We start from the raw sequence: 21,374 nt of genomic DNA, 5'->3' as shown, positions 1-21,374 counted from the left end.
ACAGCCGATATTTCTTGCTGCGCTGCAAAAATGTGCATGGCGCGGCGCGGGGGGCTGTGTCATCATCGGGTCCGACTCAGCGAAGGGGGACCGCGCCTGTGAATCTCAAGGGCCAGACCAAGCTTCCCATACCCGCACCGCGGCAGGTGGACCCGGAAGTCCTGGCCCATGAAATTGTCGAGCGCCTGACCTATCGCATCGGCAAGAATGCGGCCGCGGCCAAGCCGCATGACTGGCTCCACGCCGTCATCCTGGCGATCCGTGATCGGGTGATCGACGCCTGGATCACCTCGACCCAAAAAACCTATGAGGAAGAAGGACGGCGGGTTTATTATCTGTCCCTGGAATTTCTGATCGGCCGGCTGATGCGCGATGCGGCGTCCAACATGGAAATGCTGGATGACATGCAGGCGGCGCTTGCCTCTCTGGGGGTCGATATCGACATCATCGCCGCGCTGGAACCGGACGCGGCGCTGGGCAATGGCGGGCTGGGGCGGCTGGCGGCCTGCTTCATGGAAAGCATGGCGACAGTCGACGTGCCGGCCTATGGCTATGGCATCCGCTATGTGAACGGCATGTTCCGGCAGGAGATCAGCGACGGCTGGCAGGTCGAACTGCCAGAAAACTGGCTGGCGCACGGCAATCCGTGGGAGTTTGAGCGGCGCGAGGCGAGTTACGAGATCGGCTTTGGCGGACGGGTCGATCCGGCCGAGGGCGAGGATGCCGGGCCGCACCAGATGCGCTGGCGGCCGGCCGAGCGCGTCATCGCCACCCCCTATGACACGCCGATCGCGGGCTGGCGCGGCAAGCGCATCAATACGCTGCGCCTCTGGGAAGCGCAGCCGATCGATCCTATCCTGCTCGACAAGTTCAATGCCGGCGACCATATGGGCGCGCTGGCCGAGAGCAACCGGGCGGAATCGCTGACCCGCGTCCTCTATCCCGCCGACAGTTCCGCGGCGGGGCAGGAATTGCGGCTGCGGCAGGAATATTTCTTCTCCTCCGCCTCGTTGCAGGACATCGTCCGGCGGCACATCCAATATTTCGGTAGCATCCTGACCCTCCCGGACAAGGCGGCGATCCAGCTCAACGACACCCATCCCGCAGTGGCGGTGGCGGAGCTGATGCGCATCCTGCTGGACGATCATGGCGTGGATTTCGCCGAGGCGTGGGACATCACCCGGCGCACCTTCAGCTACACCAACCACACCTTGCTGCCCGAAGCGCTGGAAAGCTGGCCGGTGCCGCTGTTCGAACGACTGCTGCCCCGGCATATGCAGATCGTCTATGCGATCAACAGCCGCCTGCTGGGGGAGGCCCGGCGATCCGGGCAGTTCACCGACGATGCGATCGGCACGATATCGCTGATCGACGAAGGCGGCGACCGGCGCGTGCGCATGGGCAACCTCGCCTTCGCCGGGTCGCACAGCGTCAATGGCGTGTCGGCGCTGCATACCGATCTGATGAAGGTCACGGTCTTTGCCGACCTGCACACACTCTATCCCACGCGGATCAACAACAAGACCAACGGCGTCACTTTCCGCCGCTGGCTGATGCAGTGCAATCCAGGTCTGACCGGCCTCATCCGCGAGGCGATCGGCGACCGTTTCCTGGACGACGCGCAAGCGCTGCGCGATCTGGACGCCTTCGCCGACGACAGAGCGTTTCAGGAGAAGTTTCTGGCGGTGAAGCGCGCCAACAAGGGCTCCCTGTCGGACTTGCTGCGCAAGCGGTTCAATGCCCGGATCGACCCCGCCGCGCTGTTCGACATCCAGATCAAGCGCATCCACGAATATAAGCGGCAGTTGCTCAACATCGTGGAAGCCGTGTCGCTCTACGACCAGATCCGGTCGCACCCGGAAAAGGACTGGGTGCCGCGGGTCAAGCTGTTTGGCGGCAAGGCGGCGTCCAGCTATCATAATGCGAAGCTCATCATCAAACTGGCGGGTGACGTCGCCCGCGCGGTTAATCACGACCCGGCGGTCCAGGGGCTGCTCAAGCTGCAATTCGTGCCCAATTATAATGTGTCCATGGCGGAGGTGATGATCCCAGCCGCCGACCTTTCCGAACAGATTTCGACCGCGGGCATGGAAGCGTCCGGCACCGGCAACATGAAGTTCGCGGTCAATGGCGCGCTGACCATCGGCACGCTGGACGGCGCCAATGTCGAAATGCGCGATCATGTGGGCGCGGATAATATCATCATCTTCGGCCTGACGGCGCAGGAGGTGAACGACCAGCGCGCCAGCGGCTATGTCCCGCGCGATGTGATCGGTCAGAGCCGCGAACTGGGGCAGGCGCTCGATGCGATCGCCAGCGGCGTCTTTTCGCCCGACGACCCGGACCGCTACAAGGGGTTGGTGCAGGGATTATATGATCATGACTGGTTCATGGTCGCGGCCGATTTCGACAGCTATTCCGCGGCCCAGCGGCAGGTCGATGCGCTCTGGATGGACCAGTCGCTCTGGGCGAAGAAGGCCATTCACAATGTCGCGCGCATGGGATGGTTCTCGTCCGACCGCACGATCCGCGAATATGCGGCCGACATCTGGAAGATCACGTCATGAGCGTAAGCGAGGGATAGGGTGGCGTTGACGCCGGAACAGATCGACCGGCTGGTCACGGGCCTTGACGACGATCCCTTCGCCACGCTTGGCGTGCATCCGGCGAACAAAGATTTCACCGCCTGCCTGTTGATGCCCGAAGCGGTCAGCGTGACGGCGCAGACGCTGGACCGCAAACCGGTCGGCGATCTGGCGCAGGTCCATGGCGACGGGCTGTTCTTCGGCAAGGTCGCGATCCGCAAGCGCCAGCCGCTGCGCTATGTCGCCACCTTTGGGGATGGCGGCAGCTATGCGTTGGTCGATCCTTATGGCTTCGGGCCGGTGCTGGGGCCGATGGACGATCATTATCTGGCGCAAGGATCGCACGGCCGCCTGTTCGACAAGTTGGGCGCCCATTTCATGACTCATGAGGGGGTCGAGGGCACGCATTTCGCGGTCTGGGCGCCCAATGCGCGGCGCGTGTCGGTGGTGGGCGACTTCAACCGCTGGGATGGGCGGCGCGGTCTGATGCGTCGTCGCGTCGATGCGGGCCTGTGGGAGATTTTCCTGCCCGAAGTTGGGCCTGGCAGCGCGTACAAGTTCGAAATCATCGGCGCGGACGGCGTGCGCCTGCCGCTCAAGGCCGATCCCTATGCCTTCCAGAGCGAATTGCGGCCCTCCACCGCATCGATCGTCGCGCCGCCGCTGGATCACAAATGGGGCGACGACCGGCATCGCCAACATTGGCGCACCACCGACGCGCGTCGTCAGCCCGTGTCGATCTACGAAGTCCATGCCGGGTCATGGCAGCGCGACGACGCGGGCGATTTTCTCAGTTGGGACGAACTGGCCAACCGCCTGATCCCCTATGTCGTCGGCATGGGCTTCACTCATATCGAATTTCTGCCGATCAGCGAATATCCCTATGATCCCAGTTGGGGATATCAGACGCTGGGCCTGTATGCGCCGACTGCGCGGTTCGGCGATCCGGCGGGGTTCGCGCGCTTTGTGGACGGGGCGCATCGGGCGGGGGTCGGCGTCATTCTGGACTGGGTGCCGGCGCATTTCCCGACCGACGAACATGGGCTGGCGCATTTCGACGGGACAGCGCTCTACGAACATGCCGACCCGCGCAAGGGGTTCCACCCCGACTGGAACACCGCCATCTATAATTTCGGCAGGCGCGAAGTATCGCAATATCTGGTCAACAATGCGCTGTTCTGGGCCGAACGCTATCATGTCGATGGCCTGCGCGTCGACGCGGTCGCCTCGATGCTCTACCTCGATTATTCGCGCAAGCCCGGCGAATGGGTGCCCAACGACCATGGCGGCCGGGAAAATGTGGAGGCGGTGGCCTTCCTTCAGCAGATGAACAAGGCGCTGTATGGCGCGCAGCCCGGCATCGTGACCATTGCGGAGGAATCGACCAGCTGGCCCGGCGTGTCGAAACCCGTCCACACCGGCGGGCTGGGCTTCGGCTTCAAATGGAATATGGGCTTCATGCACGACACGCTGCGCTATCTGCAGCGCGACCCGGTGCATCGCGCCCATCATCATGACGATATCACCTTCGGTCTGCTCTACGCCTTTACCGAAAATTTCGTGCTCGCGCTGAGCCATGACGAGGTGGTGCATGGCAAGGCCTCGCTGTTGCACAAGATGCCGGGCGACGATGCCCAGAAATTCGCGACGCTGCGGGCCTATTATGGCTTTATGTGGGGCTATCCCGGCAAGAAGCTGCTGTTCATGGGGCAGGAATTCGCCCAGCGCGACGAATGGAGCGAGGAGCGCCCGCTCGACTGGGATCTGCTCGACCATGGCCCGCATCTGGGCGTGCAGCGGCTGGTGAGCGATCTCAACCATCTCTACCGCTCCCGCCCGGCGCTGCATGAGCGCGATTGTGAGCCGGAAGGGTTCGAATGGGTGCTGGTGGATGGCGCGGCGGATTCGATCTTCGCCTGGCAACGGCGCGCGCCCGGCGTCCGGCCGATCGTCATCATCAGCCATTTCACCCCGATGCTCCGCCATGGCTATCGCATACGCCTGCCGTCGGGCGGGCGCTGGCGGGAAATAGTGAACAGCGACGCGGCCGATTATGGCGGCGGCGGCGCGGGCAATATGGGACAGGTGCAGGCGGACGAGGAAGGATGGGCGAACATCACCATCCCGCCCTTTGCAACCTTGATGCTGGAATTGGATTATTGAACACGGACGGCGCGTGCAGGCAGTCATGTGCAGGCGATAGCGGGCAACGCAAGGAGAGGCTTAATGCAGACGAGACATCAGCCGATCGCGCGTGACGCCATGGCCTATGTGCTGGCCGGCGGACGTGGCAGCCGGTTGGCGGAACTGACCGACAAGCGCGCGAAACCCGCCGTCCATTTCGGCGGCAAGGCGCGGATCATCGATTTCGCTTTGTCCAATGCGCTCAACAGCGGCATCCGCCGCATCGGCGTTGCGACCCAATATAAGGCCCATTCGCTGATCCGGCATCTGCAACGCGGCTGGAACTTCCTGCGCCCTGAACGCAATGAAAGCTTCGACATCTTGCCCGCCAGCCAGCGCGTGTCGGAAAGCCAGTGGTATGAAGGCACCGCCGATGCGGTGTTCCAGAATATCGACATCATCGAAAGCTATGCGCCCGAATATATGGTGCTGCTGGCCGGCGACCATGTCTACAAGATGGACTATGAGCTGATGCTGCAACAGCATGTCGACAGTGGCGCGGACGTCACCGTCGGATGCCTGGAGGTGCCACGGATGGAGGCGGTCGGCTTTGGCGTCATGCATGTCGATGAGAAGGACGTCATCACCGACTTCATCGAAAAGCCCAAAAACCCGCCGGGCATTCCCGGCCAGCCGGACATGGCGCTGGCGTCGATGGGCATCTACGTCTTCCAGACCAAATTCCTGATCGAACAGCTTCGCCGCGACGCCGATGATCCCAAGAGCAAGCGCGATTTCGGCGGCGACATCATCCCCTATATCGTCAAGCATGGCAAAGCGGTGGCGCATCGCTTCTCCAGCAGCTGCGTCCGCGCCGAAAGCGAGCTGGAGCCTTACTGGCGCGATGTCGGCACGATCGACGCCTATTGGCAGGCGAGCGTCGACCTGACCGACGTAGTGCCCAGCCTGGACCTCTATGATCGCAGCTGGCCGCTCTGGACCTATTCGGAAGTCACGCCGCCGGCCAAGTTCGTCCATAACGAAGATGGTCGCCGGGGTTCGGCCACATCCTCGCTGGTGGCGGGCGGGTGTATCGTGTCCGGCTCCTCGCTGCATCGCAGCCTGCTGTTTTCGGGGGTGCGCACCCACAGCTTCTCGTCGGTGACGGAAAGCGTCATCATGCCCGATTGCGAGATCGGGCGCGGGGCGCGGCTGCATAAATGCGTGCTCGACTCCGGGATCATCATCCCGCCGGGGCTCATCATCGGCGAACATCCCGAAGAGGATGCGCAGCGTTTCCGCCGCACCGACAGCGGCATATGCCTGGTGACGCAGCCGATGATCGACCGGCTGGTCGCCTGACCCGCGCCATGACGATCAAGCTGCTGTCGGTCGCATCCGAAATCTATCCGCTGATCAAGACCGGGGGGCTGGCCGATGTCGCGGGCGCGCTGCCCGGCGCGCTGGCGGGGCAGGGGGTGCAGGTACGCACGCTGGTGCCCGGCTATCCTGCTGTCATCGCCCGGCTGGGCAAGGCGAAAGCGGTGCGCCGCTACGACGCCCTGTTCGGCGCGCGCGCCAGCGTGCTGGCCGCGACGGTCGATGGCTTGGATTTGCTGGTGCTGGACGCGCCGGACTTTTTCGCGCGCGAAGGTGGCCCCTATGGCGATCACGGCGGCAATGACTGGAACGACAATTGGCGGCGCTTCGCCGCGCTGTCGCGCGCAGGGGCGGACATCGCGGCGGACGGGGTGAAGGGCTGGCGGCCCGACATCGTCCATGTCCATGACTGGCAGGCGGCGATGACCGCCGCCTATATGCGTTTCGGCCCGGCGGCGCAGGTGCCCAAGGTCGTGACGATCCACAATTTGGCCTTTCAGGGGCGATATAGCGCGGGCATCTTCCCCGACCTTGGTCTGCCGCCCGAAGCCTGGGGCGTGGACGGCGTCGAATATTATGGCGGCACCGGCTATCTGAAAGCGGGCCTTGTTTCGGCCGACGCGATCACCACGGTCAGCCCAACCTATGCACAGGAAATCCGGTCCGCGGTCCATGGCATGGGGCTGGATGGCCTGATCAACGGCCGGGTCGACCGGCTGCACGGCATATTGAATGGCGTCGATACCGACATCTGGAACCCGGCGACCGACGGCCTGATCGCCAAGCCGTACAGCGCGCGCGCACTGGGCGGCCGGGCGGCGAACCGCCGCGCGCTCGAACGGCGCTTTGGGCTGGACCATGACGGCGCGCCGATCTGCATCATCGTCAGTCGCCTGACCTGGCAGAAGGGCATGGACATGATGATCGACGCGGCCGAACATCTGGTCGCGATGGGCGGCAAGCTGGCCGTGCTGGGATCGGGCGATCATCCGCTGGAAGGCGCGCTGCTGGGCGCGGCGGACCGGCATCGGGGGCGGATCGGCGTGCAGATCGGCTATGACGAGCCGCTGTCGCACCTGATGCAGGCGGGTGGCGACGCTATATTGATCCCCTCGCGCTTCGAACCGTGCGGCCTGACCCAGTTGTATGCGCTACGCTATGGCTGCGTGCCGGTGGTGGCGCGGGTCGGTGGGCTGGCGGACACGGTGATCGACGCCAATGAGGCCGCGGTGGGCGCAGGCGCGGCGACGGGCATCGTCTTCATGCCGTCCGATCCGCTGGCGCTGCATGGCGCGATCAACCGGCTGATCGATCTGCACGGCGACAAGCTGGCGTGGCAGGCGATGCAGCGCGCCGGAATGCGCGCCGACTTCTCCTGGCGCCATAGCGCGGCGAAATATGCCGACCTTTATCGTGCGCTGATGGCGGAGGCGGCGTGAAGCCGGGCGTGTTGGTGGGGCCAAGCGGCACCCGTTTTTGCGTCTGGTCCCCCGACGCGGCCCAATTGTGGCTTTGCCTGTTCGATAGCGACGATGGCGAGGTCCGCCTGCCGATGCTGCGCGATGCCGATGGCTGCTGGCATGTCGAAGCGGCCCACGTGGGCGCGGGCGCGCGCTATGGCTTGCGCGCCGATGGTCCCTATGATCCGGGCGCGGGCCTGTGGTTCGATCCCGACAAGCTGCTGCTCGATCCCTATGCGCCGGCGATCGACCGGGCGTTCCATTATGATCCGGCGCTGGGCGCGCGGCGTGGGCAGGGGGGCGACACCGCGCCGCTGGTGCCCAAGGGCGTCGTGGCGGCGGCCGTCGAGCCGCCGCCTCCGGAACCGCCCCGCTTCGCGTCAGGCGGGCTGATCTACGAAGTGCAGGTGCGCGGCTTCACCATGCTGCATCCCGATGTGCCGGAAGCGCAGCGCGGCACCATCGCCGCGCTCGCCCATCCGGCGGTGATCGCGCATCTCCAAAGCCTGCATGTGTCGGCGATCGAGCTGATGCCGATCAATGCCTGGATCGACGAGCGGCATCTGGGGCCGCTCGGCCTCACCAACGCCTGGGGCTATAATCCGGTCAGCTATTTCGCGATCGATCCGCGGTTGGCGCCGGGCGGCATGGCGGAGTTGCGTGGAGCCGTGGCGGCGCTGCATCAGGCCGGGATCGGCGTGATCCTCGACATGGTCTATAATCATGACGGCGAAAGCGACTGCCAAGGGCCGACCCTGTCGCTGCGCGGGCTGGATGCGCGCGGTTATTTCCGCCATGAAGCCGATGGGCGGCTGGTCAACGACACCGGCACGGGTAACAGTATCGCCTGCAACGCGCCGGTTGCGCGCCGCCTGATCCTCGATTCGCTGCGCTACTTCGTGGCGCAGGCCGGGATCGACGGTTTCCGTTTCGACCTTGGCCCTGCGCTGGGGCGGATGGCGGACGGCTTCGATCCCCACGCTCCGCTGCTAGATGAGATGCGCGCAGATCCATTGCTGGCGGACCGCATAATGATCGCCGAACCCTGGGACATCGGGCCGGGCGGCTATCAACTGGGTAATTTCGGCGAGGGGTGGCTGGAATGGAATGACCGTTATCGCGACGACATGCGTCGTTTCTGGCGCGGCGATGGGGGAACGCTGGGGGCATTCGCGACGCGGTTGGCTGGGTCATCAGACATTTTCAGCGATGGCGCGACCCGCAGCGTCAATTTCCTGGCGGCCCATGACGGCTTCACCCTGGCCGACCTGACCGCCTATGAACAGCGGCGCAACGACGCCAATGGCGAGCAGAATCGCGATGGCCATGGCGAGAATTTCAGCTGGAATAATGGCGTGGAGGGACCGAGCGACGACCCGGCGGTGCAGGCCGCGCGGATCCGCGACGGCAAGGCGCTGCTGTCCACTTTGTTCGCATCACGCGGTATGATCATGCTGACCGCAGGTGACGAGTTTGGCCGCAGCCAGCACGGCAACAACAACGCCTATGCGCAGGATAATGCGATCGGATGGATCGATTGGGACGGGCGCAATCGCGATCTGGAGGCGCATAGCTTCGCGCTGGCGGCGCTGCGAGCGCAGCTGACCGATCTGCGCGGCGTGGTGCTATTGTCCGACGCTGACGTCGAATGGCTGGACGAAGATGGGCGGGCGCTGACCGTCGGCCAGTGGGAAGACCCCTCACGCCGCCGCCTGACGCTGCGCTATCGCGCGAGCGGGGTCGCGATCTGCGTCAATGGCGCCGCGCAACCCTGCCGCTTCCATTTGCCCGATGATGCGGTCGAAGTGGCGGCGCGCGCGGTGGTGATCAGGCGACCGGCACGCTGAACAGGTCCGGTCGCCGCAGCCGCAACGCCATCAGCGTGATCGCCAGCTTGCCGTCGCCGATCCGCTTGTCGGCGAACCGCGTCCAAAGATCGTCCAGCGGCAGTTCGTGGACGGTGATATGTTCCTGCTCCTCGGCCAGCCCGCCGCCCGCGGCGATACGGTCCTCCGCGCGATATTCGGCCAGATAATAGTCGATCTTCTCGGTCACGACGCTGGGAATGCTCCAGATTTGTCCGAGATGAAAGAGATCGCCCAGCCGGACGCCCGCTTCCTCCAGCGCCTCGCGCCGGGCGCAATTGGCGGGTTCATCCTCCAATATGCCGGCGATCGGCTCCAGCATGTCGGGCAATCCCGCCAGCATGACCGGGGTGCGCGGCATCGACACGACCAGCGCGACCCGGCGATCGGGATCATAGGGCAATATGGCGACGGCGCGGCGCATCTCCACGACATGCCGATCGAACGCCGCGCCATCGGGTGCTCGCATCGCCACCAGCAGCAGGTTGAGCCAGCCCTGATAGATCGGTGTTGTCGAAAGGATGATGGTCATCGGCGCGCTCCGGTTCCGCCTCGCCTTAATACAGCGGCGGCAGGGCGCCAATGAAGATGCGCCCATCACGGGAAATGGTGAGTCCAGCTGGGTTCGAACCAGCGACCTACTGATTAAAAGTCAGTTGCTCTACCGACTGAGCTATGGACCCCCGAAGCGGTGGAGGCTGCCCTAAAGGCGGCGGGGCGGATGGTCAACACTTTGGCGCGGCTTTTTGCAGTCGCGCATGAAGATGGCGGACGGTGATCGCCAGATGCGGGTCGCGCCAGTCCGGTGCCACCGCCAGCAGCGGGGTCAGGACGAAGCTGCGGGTGCGATAGGCGGCATGGGGTATGGTCAGCGTCCGGCTGCGCCATCGGCCGCCCGACCAGAGGATGATGTCGATATCGAGGCTGCGCGCGCCCCAGCGGCGATAGCGGCGGCGGCCCAGCCTGTTTTCTATGCGCTGAAGCATTGCCAGCATCGCGGGCGGGGACAGCGCGCTTTCGACCAGAATCGCACTATTGGCGAAGCGGCGGGCCGATGGGCCGAGCGGCGGGGTGGAGAGCGTGGGCGCGATGCGCAGCACCCGCGCCTGTTCGCCGATCAGCGCTATCGCCTCCGCCAGCAGCCGCGCGGGCGCGCGGCGGGAGGACAGCGGCCGGTTCGATCCCAGCGCCAGCACATAGAGGTGGCGCGCGTCTATCGAACGCCATCCCTGGCCTGCGCCTTCATCTGGGCATAGGCGGTCTCGCGCGCGTCGCTGGGTAGGGACAGCAGATAGAGCGCCGCATCCTTATAGCGGAGGAAGGGGCGATCGTCCGCCATGACCGGGACGGTCCGCCCATTATATAAGCGCTTCAGCAGCCTCTTTTGCGGCCGGCTGAGATCGTCAGGCTGATCGATCGCATCCATTCAGATATCCTGCGCGATCCGGCCGTAAAGCTCCGGCCGACGATCGCGGAAGAAGCCCATGCCGGCGCGGTGGGTGCGCGCCTTGGCCAGGTCCAGCGTCGCCACCAGCGCGCCCTGATCCTTTGCGTCCGCTTCGGCGGCGAAATCGCCCCATTCGTCGGTGATGAAGCTGTGGCCGTAGAAGAGCTGGCCTTCCTCGTCCCCGATGCGGTTGGCGGCGATCACCGGCATACAGTTGCTGACCGCATGGCCGATCATCGCCCGGCGCCACATGCGGCTGGTGTCCAGATCGCTGTCATAGGGTTCGGAGCCGATCGCGGTGGGGTAGAAGAGCATCTCCGCCCCCATCAGCGCCATGCAGCGCGCGGTTTCGGGATACCATTGGTCCCAGCAGATGCCGACGCCGATGGTGCCATATTTGGTCGACCACACCTTGAACCCCGTATTGCCGGGGCGGAAATAATATTTTTCCTCATAGCCCGGACCGTCGGGAATATGGCTCTTGCGATAGACGCCCATAATCTCGCCCGCGTCATCGATCATCGCGAGCGAGTTGTAATGATGATGGCCGTCGCGCTCGAAAAAGCTGGTGGGGATATAGACGCCCAGTTCCTTCGCCAGCTTGCGCATTTCCTGCACCGCGGGATGGGTGTCGGTCGGCTGGGCGCTGGCGAACAGCGCTTCGTCTTCAACCCGGCAGAAATACGGCCCTTCGAACAGTTCGGGCGGCAGGATGATCTTCGCGCCGCGGCTGGCGGCCTTGCGCACATGGTCCGCAACCTTGGCGATATTCTCGCCCATATCGTCGGAAAAGCTGAGTTGCAGCGCGGCTACGGTCACTTTGGTCATGTCTGTCCCTGAATCTATCAGACGGATGGCATTTGCTGGCTGCAACAATGGAAGCTGCCGCCGCCGGACAATATGGCGTCACTGCGCAGCCCGACAATATCCCGGCCCGGAAAGAAAGGGCGGAAGGCATCGAGCGCAGCCTGATCATTGGGCTGGCCATAGATCGGCACGATGACGGCGGCGTTGCCGACATAGAAATTCATGTAGCTGGCCGGGATCGCCTCCCCATCCACCAGCACCAGGCCGGGGGAGGGGACGTCCACCACGTCGACGCCATGCGCCTTCGCGCGGCCGCGGGCGTCGGCGTAGAGGGCGGCGTTGGGATCGTCATCGGTCGTCGCGATCGGCAGCGCCAGCTTGCCCGGCGCGACGAAGCGGGCAAGATTGTCGACATGGCCGTCGGTATGATCGTTCAGCAAACCGTCGCCCAGCCACAGCATGTCCGACAGGCCCAGCGCGCCGGCAAGCAGCGTCTCGATCTTGCCGCGGTCCAGGTCCGGGTTGCGATTGGGATTGAGCAGGCATTGTTCGGTCGTCACGAACAGGCCGGTGCCGTCGGTGTCGATCGCGCCGCCTTCGAACACCCAATGCTGGGTGGAAACGGGCATATCGGTGGTCGCAGCCAGCCGCGCGCCGATATCCTCGTCGCCCGGCATCCGGTACTTGCCGCCCCAGCCGTTGAAGCCGAAATCGACCAGTGCGCGACTTCCTGCGCCGTTCAGCACCGCGATCGGCGCGGTGTCGCGCAGCCATACGTCGCCCAGCCTGTGGACGATGACCGATACGCCCGGCGCCACCAACGCGCGAGCGGCGATCGCGTCGGCTTCATTGGCGACGACCAGGCGCACCTCCTCGCCCTTGCCGTCGGCATGGAGGGCGCTGGCGAAGGCGGCGATCTGTTCGCGCGCCTCCTCCAACGCGCCGGGCCATTCGGCGGGGTTGGTCGGAAAGCCGATCCAGGTCCAGTCATGCGGCGCCCATTCGGCGGGCATACGGAAAGTCATGGCGTTTATCCTTGCTCGGCAGGGCGCCGATCCGTGATAGCGGGGGTTGCGCGCGCTCCATAGCGTGCCAGATAGCGTGTGGACAGAGGGCGAAGATCATGAAGAGACAAGTTTCGATCCTTGCCGCGGCGCTGCTGCTGGTGCTGCCGACCATTAGCAATTCGGGTGAGTTGCCCGACTGGCTGACCGGCGAATGGCTGCAACAGAGAGACGATCGCTGGACCGAGGAGGTGTGGACCCTGCCGCGTGGCGGCACGATGATCGGCGTCGGGCGAACAGGGCGCGGGGAAACGCTGCGCTCTTGGGAGGTCATGCGCATCGTGCGCGCGGCCGACGGATCGCTGGCTTTCCACGGTGCGCCCGAAGGCGGGCCAGCAACGATCTTCCCGGTCGTCGCGGAAGGGGTGCGGGATATAAGCTTCGCCAACCCGAACCATGATTATCCCCAGCGCATCCGCTACTGGCGCGAGGGGCGGCTGCTGATGGCGGAAACCGCCAGGATGGATGGCAGCCAGGCGCAGAATTGGACCTATTCCCCGGCCGGGGAATAGGTCGCTTCCCTCTACTTCCCCACGCGATCCTTGTCGCGAATGGCGCGGAATTCGTCGCCGTCCACCCAGTTGGGCCAGTCGGTCGTGGTCGCCAGGTCGCGACCTACGCTGTAATAGAGCTTCAGGTCCGCCAGCACCCCGGTCCAGTCCCAATTGGGATCATATTCGTCCTTGGGGCCATGATAGCGGTTCTTGGTATAATCCTCCGCCGCGGCCAATCCCGCAGCGGCGCCGCCCTTCACCAGATCCTCGCCGCCCTCGAAATAGAGCATCGGCAAGCCGTGCTTGGCGAAGCTGAAATGGTCGGAACGATAGTAGAAGCCCTTTTCCGGGGTAGGCTCCAGCGTCGATACCCGGCCTTGCGCGCTCAACGCCCGGTCCAGATAGGCGTCAAGCTGCGACTTGCCCTTGCCGATCACCACGACATTCCTGGCGAGGCCCGCGACGCTCAAGGCGTCCATGTTCACGCCGCCCACCGTCTTGGCGAAGGGGAAGACCGGATTGTTGCCATAATATGCCGATCCCAGCAGCCCCGATTCCTCGGCCGTCACCGCCAGGAACACCTGGCTGCGGTCGGTCGGCCCGGCCTGCACATTGGCCTGCGCCAGCGCCACCAGTGCCGCCGTGCCGGTGGCATTGTCCACCGCGCCATTGCAGATGTCGTCGCCGTCGGGCGCCGCCTGGCAATGGCCGAGGTGATCCCAATGCGCGCTGTAGAGGACATATTCGTCCGGCCGCGTCTTGCCCGGCAGCAACGCCACGACATTTTTCGACATATGTTTGCGCAGGTCGTTGTCGAAGGACACATTGGCCTTCACGCCCGTCAGCGACACCGCCTTGAAGCCCGGCTTTTTCGCCGCAGCCATCTGCGCGTCCAGGTTCAGGCCCGCGCTGGCGAACAGGGCGGCGGCCTTTTCCTTCTGAATCCAGCCGATCGCCTGGCTCTGTCCGGCATTGCCGTTGGCGCTGTCGGCGACATGCTGCGCTCCGGTCCAGCTCGATTGCACGACATTCCAGCCATAGGCGGCCGGCACAGTGTCATGCACGATGATCGCGGCGGCCGCGCCCTGCCGCGCGGCTTCCTCATATTTATAGGTCCAGCGGCCATAATAGGTCATCGCCCGGCCATTGAACGGGCCGGACAACCCCGGCGTCTCATAATCGGGATCATTGACCAGGATGATGACCGTCTTGCCCTTCACATCCAGCCCGGCATAGTCGTTCCACCCCTTTTCGGGCGCGTTGATGCCATAGCCCACGAACACCACCGGGCTGTCCTTGATCGCGATCTTCGGCTGGGTGGTGCGATAGGTGCCGATCACCATTTCCGGGCCATAGGCGGCGGTGACGGCGCTCTTGCCCCCGGTGAAGCTGAGCGGCGAGACATTCTTCGCATTGATCTCGACCAGCGGCACGTCCTGAAACCAGCTGCCCTTGTTGCCGGGCTTGAGGCCCAGCTTGCCGAATTCCGCGGCCAGCAGCGCCAGCGTTTTCTCCTCGCCGGGCGAACCTGGCGCGCGGCCCTCATAGGCGTCGGAGGACAGCTCTTGCACCAGTCGCTTCATCGTATCGATCGACGGTTCTGCGGTAGCTGCGGCAGGCGGCGTGGCGGATGCCGCGGTGGGCGGGGTGTCGGCGCCGTCGGTCGCGCAGGCCGACAGGGCAAGAACGGCGGCGATCGCCGCGATGGAGCTACGCATGGAAGTCACCCTTTATTGTACGAATGATCAAGTGATGCCACCGCGCGGGAAGAAGGGCAAGCAAGGTGGTTGCTAATGCAAGCTGGAGGGCGCGGCAAGCGCAGCCAACTCGTCATCTATGACGGATTGGAGCATAGCCTGGTCGACAGCGACGCACGCGCGGACATGCTGCAGAAGAGCGCCGACTTCCTGCTGGCGGCCGGAAATGACGGGCAACGGGGGCGACCTTTTCCCTTGTAGCGTTAGGGCAAAGAAGAAGGGCGGCTCCTTTGCAGGGCCGCCCTTCTTTGTAGCTATGCTCGGAAAACCGATTAACGCGAATAGAATTCGACGACCAGGTTCGGTTCCATCTTCACCGGGTAAGGCACTTCGTCCAGCGTGGGCACGCGGACATAGCTGACCTTGGCGGCGCCGTCGGGGGCGACATAGTCGGGGATGTCACGCTCAGGCAGGTTCTGCGCTTCCAGAACCAGCGCCATTTCCTGCGCCTTCTTGCCCAGGGTGATTTCATCGCCCGGCTTCACCAGACGCGACGCGATGTTGCACTTCACGCCGTTCACATAGATGTGGCCGTGGGACACGATCTGACGGGCCGAGAAAATGGTCGGCGCGAACTTGGCGCGGTACACGACGGCGTCCAGGCGACGCTCCAGCAGGCCGATCAGGTTCTGGCCGGTGTCGCCCTTCATGCGGCTGGCTTCGAAATAGTTCTTCTTGAACTGCTTCTCGGTGATGTCGCCATAATAGCCCTTGAGCTTCTGCTTGGCGCGCAGCTGGATGCCGTAGTCGGACATCTTGCCCTTGCGGCGCTGGCCGTGTTGACCGGGACCATATTCGCGCTTGTTGACAGGCGACTTGGGGCGGCCCCAGATATTCTCGCCCATGCGACGGTCGAGCTTGTACTTGGCGCTGGTGCGCTTCGTCATAGATAATTCCTAGTAATTGCTAACAACGTGATTCCCGGTATCGCCTACGTCCGTTTTGCGTTTGATCGCTCAGGGGCAGGGCCACCGCTTCACCGGGATGCGGAGCCAATTGCGAAGGCGCGCCTATGACCAGAAGAGGCCGGCGAGTCAAGTCTCGACACGATGGCGGCGGCAGCTTAATTCCGCAGGCATGACTCCCGAACATTTTTCCACCATGGCGCAGGTGCGCGCCGGCGTCGACAATCTCGATCGCCAGATCGTCGCCCTGCTGGCCCAGCGCTTCGCCCATATGCGCGCCGCCGCCCGGATAAAGCCGAACCGCAGCGCCGTGCGCGACGAAGCGCGCAAGGCGGAGGTGATCGCCAATGCCTGCGCCGAGGCGGAGGCTTTGGGCGTGCCCTGCGACCTGATCGCGGGGATGTGGGAAGAGCTGGTCGAAGCGTCTATCGCTTATGAAATGGCGGAGTTTGACCGGACGCGGGGGTAAACTGCCCGGAAGGGGGGCATTCAGCGTTCGCGTGGCCGGTTCAAATGCGACAGCACGCCACGCAGCGTCCGTACCTCCAGATGGTTCCAGCCCGGCTTGGTCAGCAGGTTGCGCAGCGTCAGTCGGGTCGCGCCGGCGCGGTCGGGCGGGAAGAAATAGCCGACCTTCACCAGCAGCGCATCGAGCTGCTCGATCATGCCCTCCAGTTCCGCCTGTGGCGCAGGTTCGCCCAGATCGGTGATGGTGGGCTGTGCCAGATCGGCTTGTTTCGACCATTCATAGGCGCACAGGATCACCGCCTGCGCCAGATTGAGCGACCCGAATTCCGGGTTGATCGGCACGGTCAGGATCTTGCGCGCGACCGCGACATCCTCCGTCTCCAGTCCCGACCGCTCCGGCCCGAAGACATAGGCGGCGCGGCCCTGCGCTGTATGGATTTCGCGCGCGGCCTCCTCCGGTGTCACGACCGGCTTGGTCACGCCGCGCTTGCGGACCGTGGTGGCATAGACATGCGCGCAGTCCGCGACCGCATCGGCCAGCGTTTCGAACACCTGCGCCTTATCGAGGATGAAGTCCGCGCCGGCCGCCGCCGGGCCGGCATCGGGATTGGGCCAGCCGTCGCGCGGGGTCACCAGCCGCATGTCGGTCAGCCCGAAATTCAGCATCGCGCGCGCGGCCTTCCCGATATTCTCGCCCAGTTGCGGGCGGACCAGAACGATGACGGGGGGGACGATGACGGGGGGGAGGGGGGCAACTTCGTTCATATTTCCGTTCATCCTGAGTAGGGGCTGAGCTTGTCGAAGCCCCGTATCGAAGGATTTGCGCGCCGCCTGTCGGATTGCGTCCCAATCCCCGACGATCAACGCTTCCTTCTTTTTTCGCGACCAGCCCTTAATTTGTTGTTCGGCGGAAAGCGCTTCGTCTCGTGTGCCGAAATCCTGGCTCCAGACCAGAGCGACCGGGCGACGGCTCTGCGTATATCCAGGAATGTCCCCTGAATGGTGCTGTGCGACACGTTGCTCCAGATTATCTGTATGCCCCAGATAATAGCTGCCGTCTGCGCATCGCAACATATAGGCATGGAACGTCATTCTATGGTCCTTCGATACGCCATTTCGACTTCGCTCAATGGCTACTCAGGACGAACGGCGGAGGGAAGAGAAGCCTTCGACTTCGTTCGAACCGAACGGAGAGGGATCAGGTAGGAGCTGCTATTCCCGCCCGACTTCCTTCACCGTTCCTGCAAATTCCTCGAAATCCTTGGCGTCGGTGAAGTCCTTATAGACGCTGGCGAAGCGGATATAGGCGACGCTGTCGAGGCGTTTGAGCCCTTCCATCACCATTTCGCCGATCGCGCGGGCGGGGACTTCGCTGTCGCCGCTGGTTTCCAACTGGCGCTGGATGCCGGAGATCAGCTTTTCCAGGCGGCTAGGGTCGATCGGCCGCTTGCGGCAGGCGATGCCGATGGAGCGGGCCAGCTTGTCGCGCTCGAACGCTTCCTTGCGCCCCTCGCTCTTCACCACCCAGATGTCGCGCAACTGGATGCGCTCGAAGGTGGTGAAGCGCGCGCCGCAGGCTTCGCACTGGCGGCGGCGGCGGATGGCGTTGCCATCTTCCGTCGGCCGGCTGTCCTTCACCTGGCTGTCTTCATGGGCGCAGAAAGGGCAGCGCATGGGATTATATCACTCCGTTCGGGCTGAGCCTGTCGAAGCCGTCGCCTGAGCGAAGCGAAGGTACTTCACTTCGTTCAGTGAAGCCCTTCGACTTCGCTCAGGGCGAACGGTGTGTGGGTCAATAAATCGGGAAGCGCGCGGTCAGGCCCAGCACCTTTTCCCGCACATGCTGCTCGACCTGGCCATCGCCTTCGTCGCCATTGCGCTTGAGGCCTTCCACGACCTCGGCGATCAGGCGGCCGATTTCGCGGAATTCTTCCTCGCGGAAGCCGCGCGTCGTGCCCGCTGGCGTACCCAAACGGACACCCGACGTGACGAACGGGCTGGCCGTGTCGAACGGGACGTTATTCTTGTTGCAGGTGATATAGGCGCGATCGAGCGCCTTTTCCGCGGCCTTGCCGGTGGTGTTCTTGGCGCGCAGGTCGACCAGCATCAGATGATTGTCGGTGCCGCCCGACACGATCGACAGGCCGGCATCGGCCAGCGTCTCGCTCAGCGCGCGGGCGTTGGCGACGATCTGATGGGCATAGGCTTTGAATTCGGGCGTCAGCGCTTCCTTGAACGCCACCGCCTTGGCCGCGATGATGTGCATCAGCGGGCCGCCCTGCATACCGGGGAAGATGGCGCTGTTGATCTTCTTGGCGATCGCTTCGTCATTGGTCAGGACGATGCCTGAACGCGGGCCACGCAGCGACTTGTGCGTCGTGGTGGTGGTGACATGGGCGTAAGGGACGGGCGAGGGATGCGCGCCGCCCGCGACCAGGCCGGAGAAGTGCGACATGTCGGCCAGCAGATAGGCGCCAACCTCGTCGGCGATTTCGCGGAAGCGCTTGAAGTCCCACACGCGCGAATAGGCCGTGCCGCCGCAGATGATGAGCTTTGGCTTGCATTCGCGCGCTATGCGGGCGACCTCGTCCATATCGATCAGATGATCGTCCGCGCGCACGCCATAGGCGACCGGCTTGAACCACTTGCCCGACATGTTGACCGGCGACCCGTGCGTCAAATGGCCGCCCGACGACAGGTCGAGGCCCATGAAGGTGTCGCCCGGCTGGAGCAGCGCCAGGAACACCGCTTGGTTCATCTGGCTGCCGCTATTGGGCTGGACGTTGGCGAAGTTGGCGCCGAACAGCTCTTTCGCGCGTTCGATCGCCAGCGTCTCGACCACATCGGCATATTCGCAGCCGCCATAATAGCGCTTGCCCGGATAGCCTTCGGCATATTTGTTGGTGAAGATGGAACCGGCCGCTTCCAGCACCGCCTTCGACACGATGTTCTCGGACGCGATCAGTTCGATCTTGTCCTGCTGGCGCTTCAGCTCATTGCGACAAGCGCCGAAGATTTCCGGGTCCGCGCTGGCGAGGGCTTCGCTGAAGAAGCCGTCCTGGCGGATGGCGGGGGCGAGGGTGTCTGTGCTCATCGAAACTTCCTTTCAGAGCGCGGGCTGGGACAGTTTTTCGACGCGGCCGGCATGGCGGCCACCGCCGAAATCAGTGGTGAGGAAGGCGGTGACGCAGGCTTTCGCCATGTCCACGCCGGTCAGGCGGGCGCCCATGGCGAGGACATTGGCGTCATTATGTTCGCGCGACAGGGCGGCCGACAGCGGCTCGCCCACCAGCGCGCAGCGGCAGGCCGGGTTGCGGTTGACCGCGATCGATATGCCGATGCCCGATCCGCACAGCGCGATGCCGCGCTCCGCCGCGCCGGACGCGACCGCTGTCGCGAGCTTGTAACCATAATCGGGATAATCGACGCGATCGGCGGTCGCGGGGCCAAGGTCGGCGACCGCATGGCCCTCGTCGCGCAGCCATTGGGCAAGCTCCGCCTTCAGGTCGGTGGCGGCATGATCGGAAGCGATGGCGATTTTCATAAGGCGCGGCCCCTGCGTTCCTGGGGTGATTCGTTCTGCGCGCCTCATAGGGGGACAGGACGGCAATTGCCACCGTCGAGCTTGGCGCTTAAGGCAACGCCCATGGCTGGCACGATTTTATCCATATTGATGCTCGCGGGCATGTTGCTGACGGGCGGCGGCGTTTACGCGATCGTGAAGAAAGGCGACCGCAAGCGCGGCGGCCTGATGATTCTTGCGGGGATGGTCATGTTCGGCAACGTCGCGATCAGCGCTATTCCGGGGCCGGACCTGTCGGCGCTGGAGCAGAAATAGAGCGCTGCGCCAGCGACGCCAGCAGGTCGGTCTGCGTCACCAGTCCTTGTAATCTCTGGTCGGCATCCACGACGATGGCGGCATGGCGCGCGCCGCTGCTCAGGGGGCCGATGAGCCGCGCGACCGGCGTGTCGGCATGGACCAGCAGCGCGCGGCGGGCGATGTCGCCGGCGCGCTCACCCTCTCGGCTCAGGTCCAGCGCGCCGATGATTCCCTGCACCCGCCCTGCATCGTCCAGCACCGGCAGCGACAACAGGCCACGCATAAGCATCAGCGCACGCACCTGGCGCAGCGGCTGGCTGGCGGGCACATGGATCACGTCGCGCGCCATGATCTGCGCGCAGGGCACCGCGCCATGCAGCCGTTCGGCCGCGCGCAGTTCGGCGTCCGCCAGCAACTGGCGCAGGTCCGCCTGGTCCACGTCCAGCGCATCGCCATAGCCCTGCACCGCGTCGGCCACGTCCTGCGCGCTCGGACCGGCGCGCAGCAGCGGCGCGGGATCGGCGGTGCCGTGCGGGGCGGGCGCTTTGGGCGGCACATGGGGATAATTGTGACCGGCGATGCGATGGAACAGGACCGCCACGACCAGCAGCAGCAGGGTGTTCACCCCCACCGGCACCAGCGCGAACAGATAGCTGCTCGCCACCCCCTTTACGCCCAGCGCGGCGGACAGCGCCACCGCGCCGCCGGGCGGGTGGAGGCAGCGGAGCAGCGACATGATGGCGATCGCCGCGCCCACCGCCAGCGCGGCGGCGAAGGTGGGATCGGGAACGGCCTTCGCCACGAAGATACCGACCAGCGCGGAAATGACGTTGCCGCCCAGCACCGGCCAGGGCTGGGCCAGCGGACTGGCGGGAACCGCGAACAGCAGCACCGCCGACGCGCCCATCGGTGCGACCAGCAGCGGATGGGCCAGACCATTGCCCAGCATCAGCCCGCACAGCAGCCCGGTCACCGCGATCCCCCCGATCGCCCCACTCGCCGCCTTTAGCCGCTCAAGGAAGCCCGGTCCCGGCGGACCGGCGGGGATGAAGGCGCTGTAATAGCGGCTCCAGATCAGGCGAACGTCATGTTTCGGCGCATCGGACATGGCGCAAGCCGCTATCGTCAGCCGGACGGCGCGCCAAGCGGGAAATTATGGGCCGGGGTAAAGGGCGCTTTGGGCGGTGGCTGGGCGCGG

General features: G+C 64.6%; 21 protein-coding genes and 1 tRNA gene. 9 read left to right on the top strand and 13 right to left on the bottom strand.

Annotated elements, in window-relative coordinates; all coding sequences use genetic code 11:
* Positions 1-98 precede the first annotated feature (98 nt).
* The 5 genes from EWH12_RS08535 to glgX all read left to right on the top strand — a co-directional run bounded on the left by EWH12_RS08535 (position 99) and on the right by glgX (position 9,396).
* Positions 99-2,567, top strand: a complete 2,469-nt coding sequence (locus EWH12_RS08535) for a glycogen/starch/alpha-glucan phosphorylase (protein WP_129926310.1) — start codon at positions 99-101, stop codon at positions 2,565-2,567.
* Between the two features lie 18 nt (positions 2,568-2,585).
* Entirely contained in the window at positions 2,586-4,748 is a 2,163-nt protein-coding gene (gene glgB / locus EWH12_RS08530; RefSeq protein WP_129926309.1) for a 1,4-alpha-glucan branching protein GlgB, read from the top strand.
* A 63-nt stretch (positions 4,749-4,811) separates the two neighbouring features.
* Positions 4,812-6,071, top strand: coding sequence for a glucose-1-phosphate adenylyltransferase (glgC, locus tag EWH12_RS08525; protein WP_066603060.1), 1,260 nt, complete (start codon positions 4,812-4,814; stop codon positions 6,069-6,071).
* A gap of 8 nt (positions 6,072-6,079) precedes the next feature.
* The gene (gene glgA / locus EWH12_RS08520) at positions 6,080-7,528 is read left to right on the top strand and encodes a glycogen synthase GlgA (RefSeq protein WP_129926308.1); all 1,449 of its coding nucleotides are present in this window, start codon (positions 6,080-6,082) and stop codon (positions 7,526-7,528) included.
* Positions 7,525-9,396 carry a glycogen debranching protein GlgX gene (gene glgX / locus EWH12_RS08515; RefSeq protein WP_242495994.1) on the top strand — a complete coding sequence of 624 codons (1,872 nt, stop codon included), beginning with the start codon at positions 7,525-7,527 and terminating at the stop codon, positions 9,394-9,396. The genes glgA and glgX overlap by 4 nt, the downstream gene beginning before the upstream one ends.
* On the opposite strand, the gene EWH12_RS08510 is transcribed toward glgX, so the two are convergent.
* The 6 genes from EWH12_RS08510 to EWH12_RS08485 form a co-directional block, all read right to left on the bottom strand.
* Entirely contained in the window at positions 9,377-9,946 is a 570-nt protein-coding gene (locus tag EWH12_RS08510; RefSeq protein ID WP_066603053.1) for an NUDIX domain-containing protein, read from the bottom strand. The genes glgX and EWH12_RS08510 overlap by 20 nt on opposite strands.
* Before the next feature lie 75 nt (positions 9,947-10,021).
* Positions 10,022-10,097: transfer RNA gene (locus EWH12_RS08505), tRNA-Lys, on the bottom strand.
* Between the two features lie 42 nt (positions 10,098-10,139).
* Positions 10,140-10,610 carry a 2-amino-4-hydroxy-6-hydroxymethyldihydropteridine diphosphokinase gene (gene folK, locus EWH12_RS08500; RefSeq protein WP_242495993.1) on the bottom strand — a complete coding sequence of 157 codons (471 nt, stop codon included), beginning with the start codon at positions 10,608-10,610 and terminating at the stop codon, positions 10,140-10,142.
* 17 nt (positions 10,611-10,627) lie between these two features.
* Positions 10,628-10,840 (bottom strand): hypothetical protein, encoded by a 213-nt coding sequence (locus EWH12_RS08495; protein WP_129926306.1) that lies wholly within the window; start codon positions 10,838-10,840, stop codon positions 10,628-10,630.
* Positions 10,841-11,689 (bottom strand): N-carbamoylputrescine amidase, encoded by an 849-nt coding sequence (aguB, locus tag EWH12_RS08490; protein WP_129926305.1) that lies wholly within the window; start codon positions 11,687-11,689, stop codon positions 10,841-10,843.
* 17 nt (positions 11,690-11,706) lie between these two features.
* Positions 11,707-12,693, bottom strand: a complete 987-nt coding sequence (locus EWH12_RS08485) for an agmatine deiminase family protein (RefSeq protein ID WP_129926304.1) — start codon at positions 12,691-12,693, stop codon at positions 11,707-11,709.
* Positions 12,694-12,791: 98 nt separating this feature from the next.
* On the opposite strand from EWH12_RS08485, the gene EWH12_RS08480 reads away from it, so the two are divergent.
* Complete coding sequence (locus EWH12_RS08480; protein WP_066603033.1) at positions 12,792-13,244, top strand: DUF6265 family protein; 453 nt, start codon at positions 12,792-12,794, stop codon at positions 13,242-13,244.
* 11 nt (positions 13,245-13,255) lie between these two features.
* On the opposite strand, the gene EWH12_RS08475 is transcribed toward EWH12_RS08480, so the two are convergent.
* Entirely contained in the window at positions 13,256-14,944 is a 1,689-nt protein-coding gene (locus EWH12_RS08475) for a M28 family peptidase (protein ID WP_129926303.1), read from the bottom strand.
* 75 nt (positions 14,945-15,019) lie between these two features.
* Here EWH12_RS08475 and EWH12_RS08470 point away from each other — a divergent pair, with 75 nt between their 5' ends.
* On the top strand, positions 15,020-15,184 hold the full coding sequence (locus EWH12_RS08470; RefSeq protein ID WP_330219415.1) for a hypothetical protein: 165 nt from the start codon (positions 15,020-15,022) through the stop codon (positions 15,182-15,184).
* Between the two features lie 71 nt (positions 15,185-15,255).
* Here the strand turns inward: EWH12_RS08470 and rpsD are convergent, their stop codons facing one another.
* Entirely contained in the window at positions 15,256-15,870 is a 615-nt protein-coding gene (rpsD, locus tag EWH12_RS08465; RefSeq protein WP_066603027.1) for a 30S ribosomal protein S4, read from the bottom strand.
* A gap of 190 nt (positions 15,871-16,060) precedes the next feature.
* On the opposite strand from rpsD, the gene EWH12_RS08460 reads away from it, so the two are divergent.
* Entirely contained in the window at positions 16,061-16,357 is a 297-nt protein-coding gene (locus EWH12_RS08460) for a chorismate mutase (RefSeq protein ID WP_129926302.1), read from the top strand.
* 20 nt (positions 16,358-16,377) lie between these two features.
* Here EWH12_RS08460 and EWH12_RS08455 read toward each other — a convergent pair whose 3' ends face one another.
* The 4 genes from EWH12_RS08455 to rpiB form a co-directional block, all read right to left on the bottom strand.
* Positions 16,378-17,448, bottom strand: coding sequence for a TrmH family RNA methyltransferase (locus tag EWH12_RS08455; RefSeq protein ID WP_129926301.1), 1,071 nt, complete (start codon positions 17,446-17,448; stop codon positions 16,378-16,380).
* A gap of 120 nt (positions 17,449-17,568) precedes the next feature.
* Positions 17,569-18,030, bottom strand: coding sequence for a transcriptional regulator NrdR (nrdR, locus tag EWH12_RS08450; RefSeq protein ID WP_056681966.1), 462 nt, complete (start codon positions 18,028-18,030; stop codon positions 17,569-17,571).
* A 118-nt stretch (positions 18,031-18,148) separates the two neighbouring features.
* Positions 18,149-19,450 (bottom strand): serine hydroxymethyltransferase, encoded by a 1,302-nt coding sequence (gene glyA / locus EWH12_RS08445; RefSeq protein ID WP_066603023.1) that lies wholly within the window; start codon positions 19,448-19,450, stop codon positions 18,149-18,151.
* Positions 19,451-19,462: 12 nt separating this feature from the next.
* Entirely contained in the window at positions 19,463-19,900 is a 438-nt protein-coding gene (rpiB, locus tag EWH12_RS08440; protein ID WP_066603021.1) for a ribose 5-phosphate isomerase B, read from the bottom strand.
* A 102-nt stretch (positions 19,901-20,002) separates the two neighbouring features.
* Here rpiB and EWH12_RS08435 point away from each other — a divergent pair, with 102 nt between their 5' ends.
* Positions 20,003-20,194 carry a hypothetical protein gene (locus EWH12_RS08435; protein ID WP_129926300.1) on the top strand — a complete coding sequence of 64 codons (192 nt, stop codon included), beginning with the start codon at positions 20,003-20,005 and terminating at the stop codon, positions 20,192-20,194.
* Here EWH12_RS08435 and EWH12_RS08430 read toward each other — a convergent pair.
* The gene (locus EWH12_RS08430) at positions 20,154-21,284 is read right to left on the bottom strand and encodes an HPP family protein (protein WP_129926299.1); all 1,131 of its coding nucleotides are present in this window, start codon (positions 21,282-21,284) and stop codon (positions 20,154-20,156) included. The two genes, EWH12_RS08435 and EWH12_RS08430, sit on opposite strands and share 41 nt — an antisense overlap.
* Positions 21,285-21,374: the final 90 nt, after the last annotated feature.

This window comes from Sphingobium cupriresistens (assembly GCF_004152865.1).
Taxonomy (GTDB): domain Bacteria; phylum Pseudomonadota; class Alphaproteobacteria; order Sphingomonadales; family Sphingomonadaceae; genus Sphingobium; species Sphingobium cupriresistens.
Note: the sequence above shows the minus strand (reverse complement) of the source record. Positions and strands in the feature narration are given on the sequence as shown.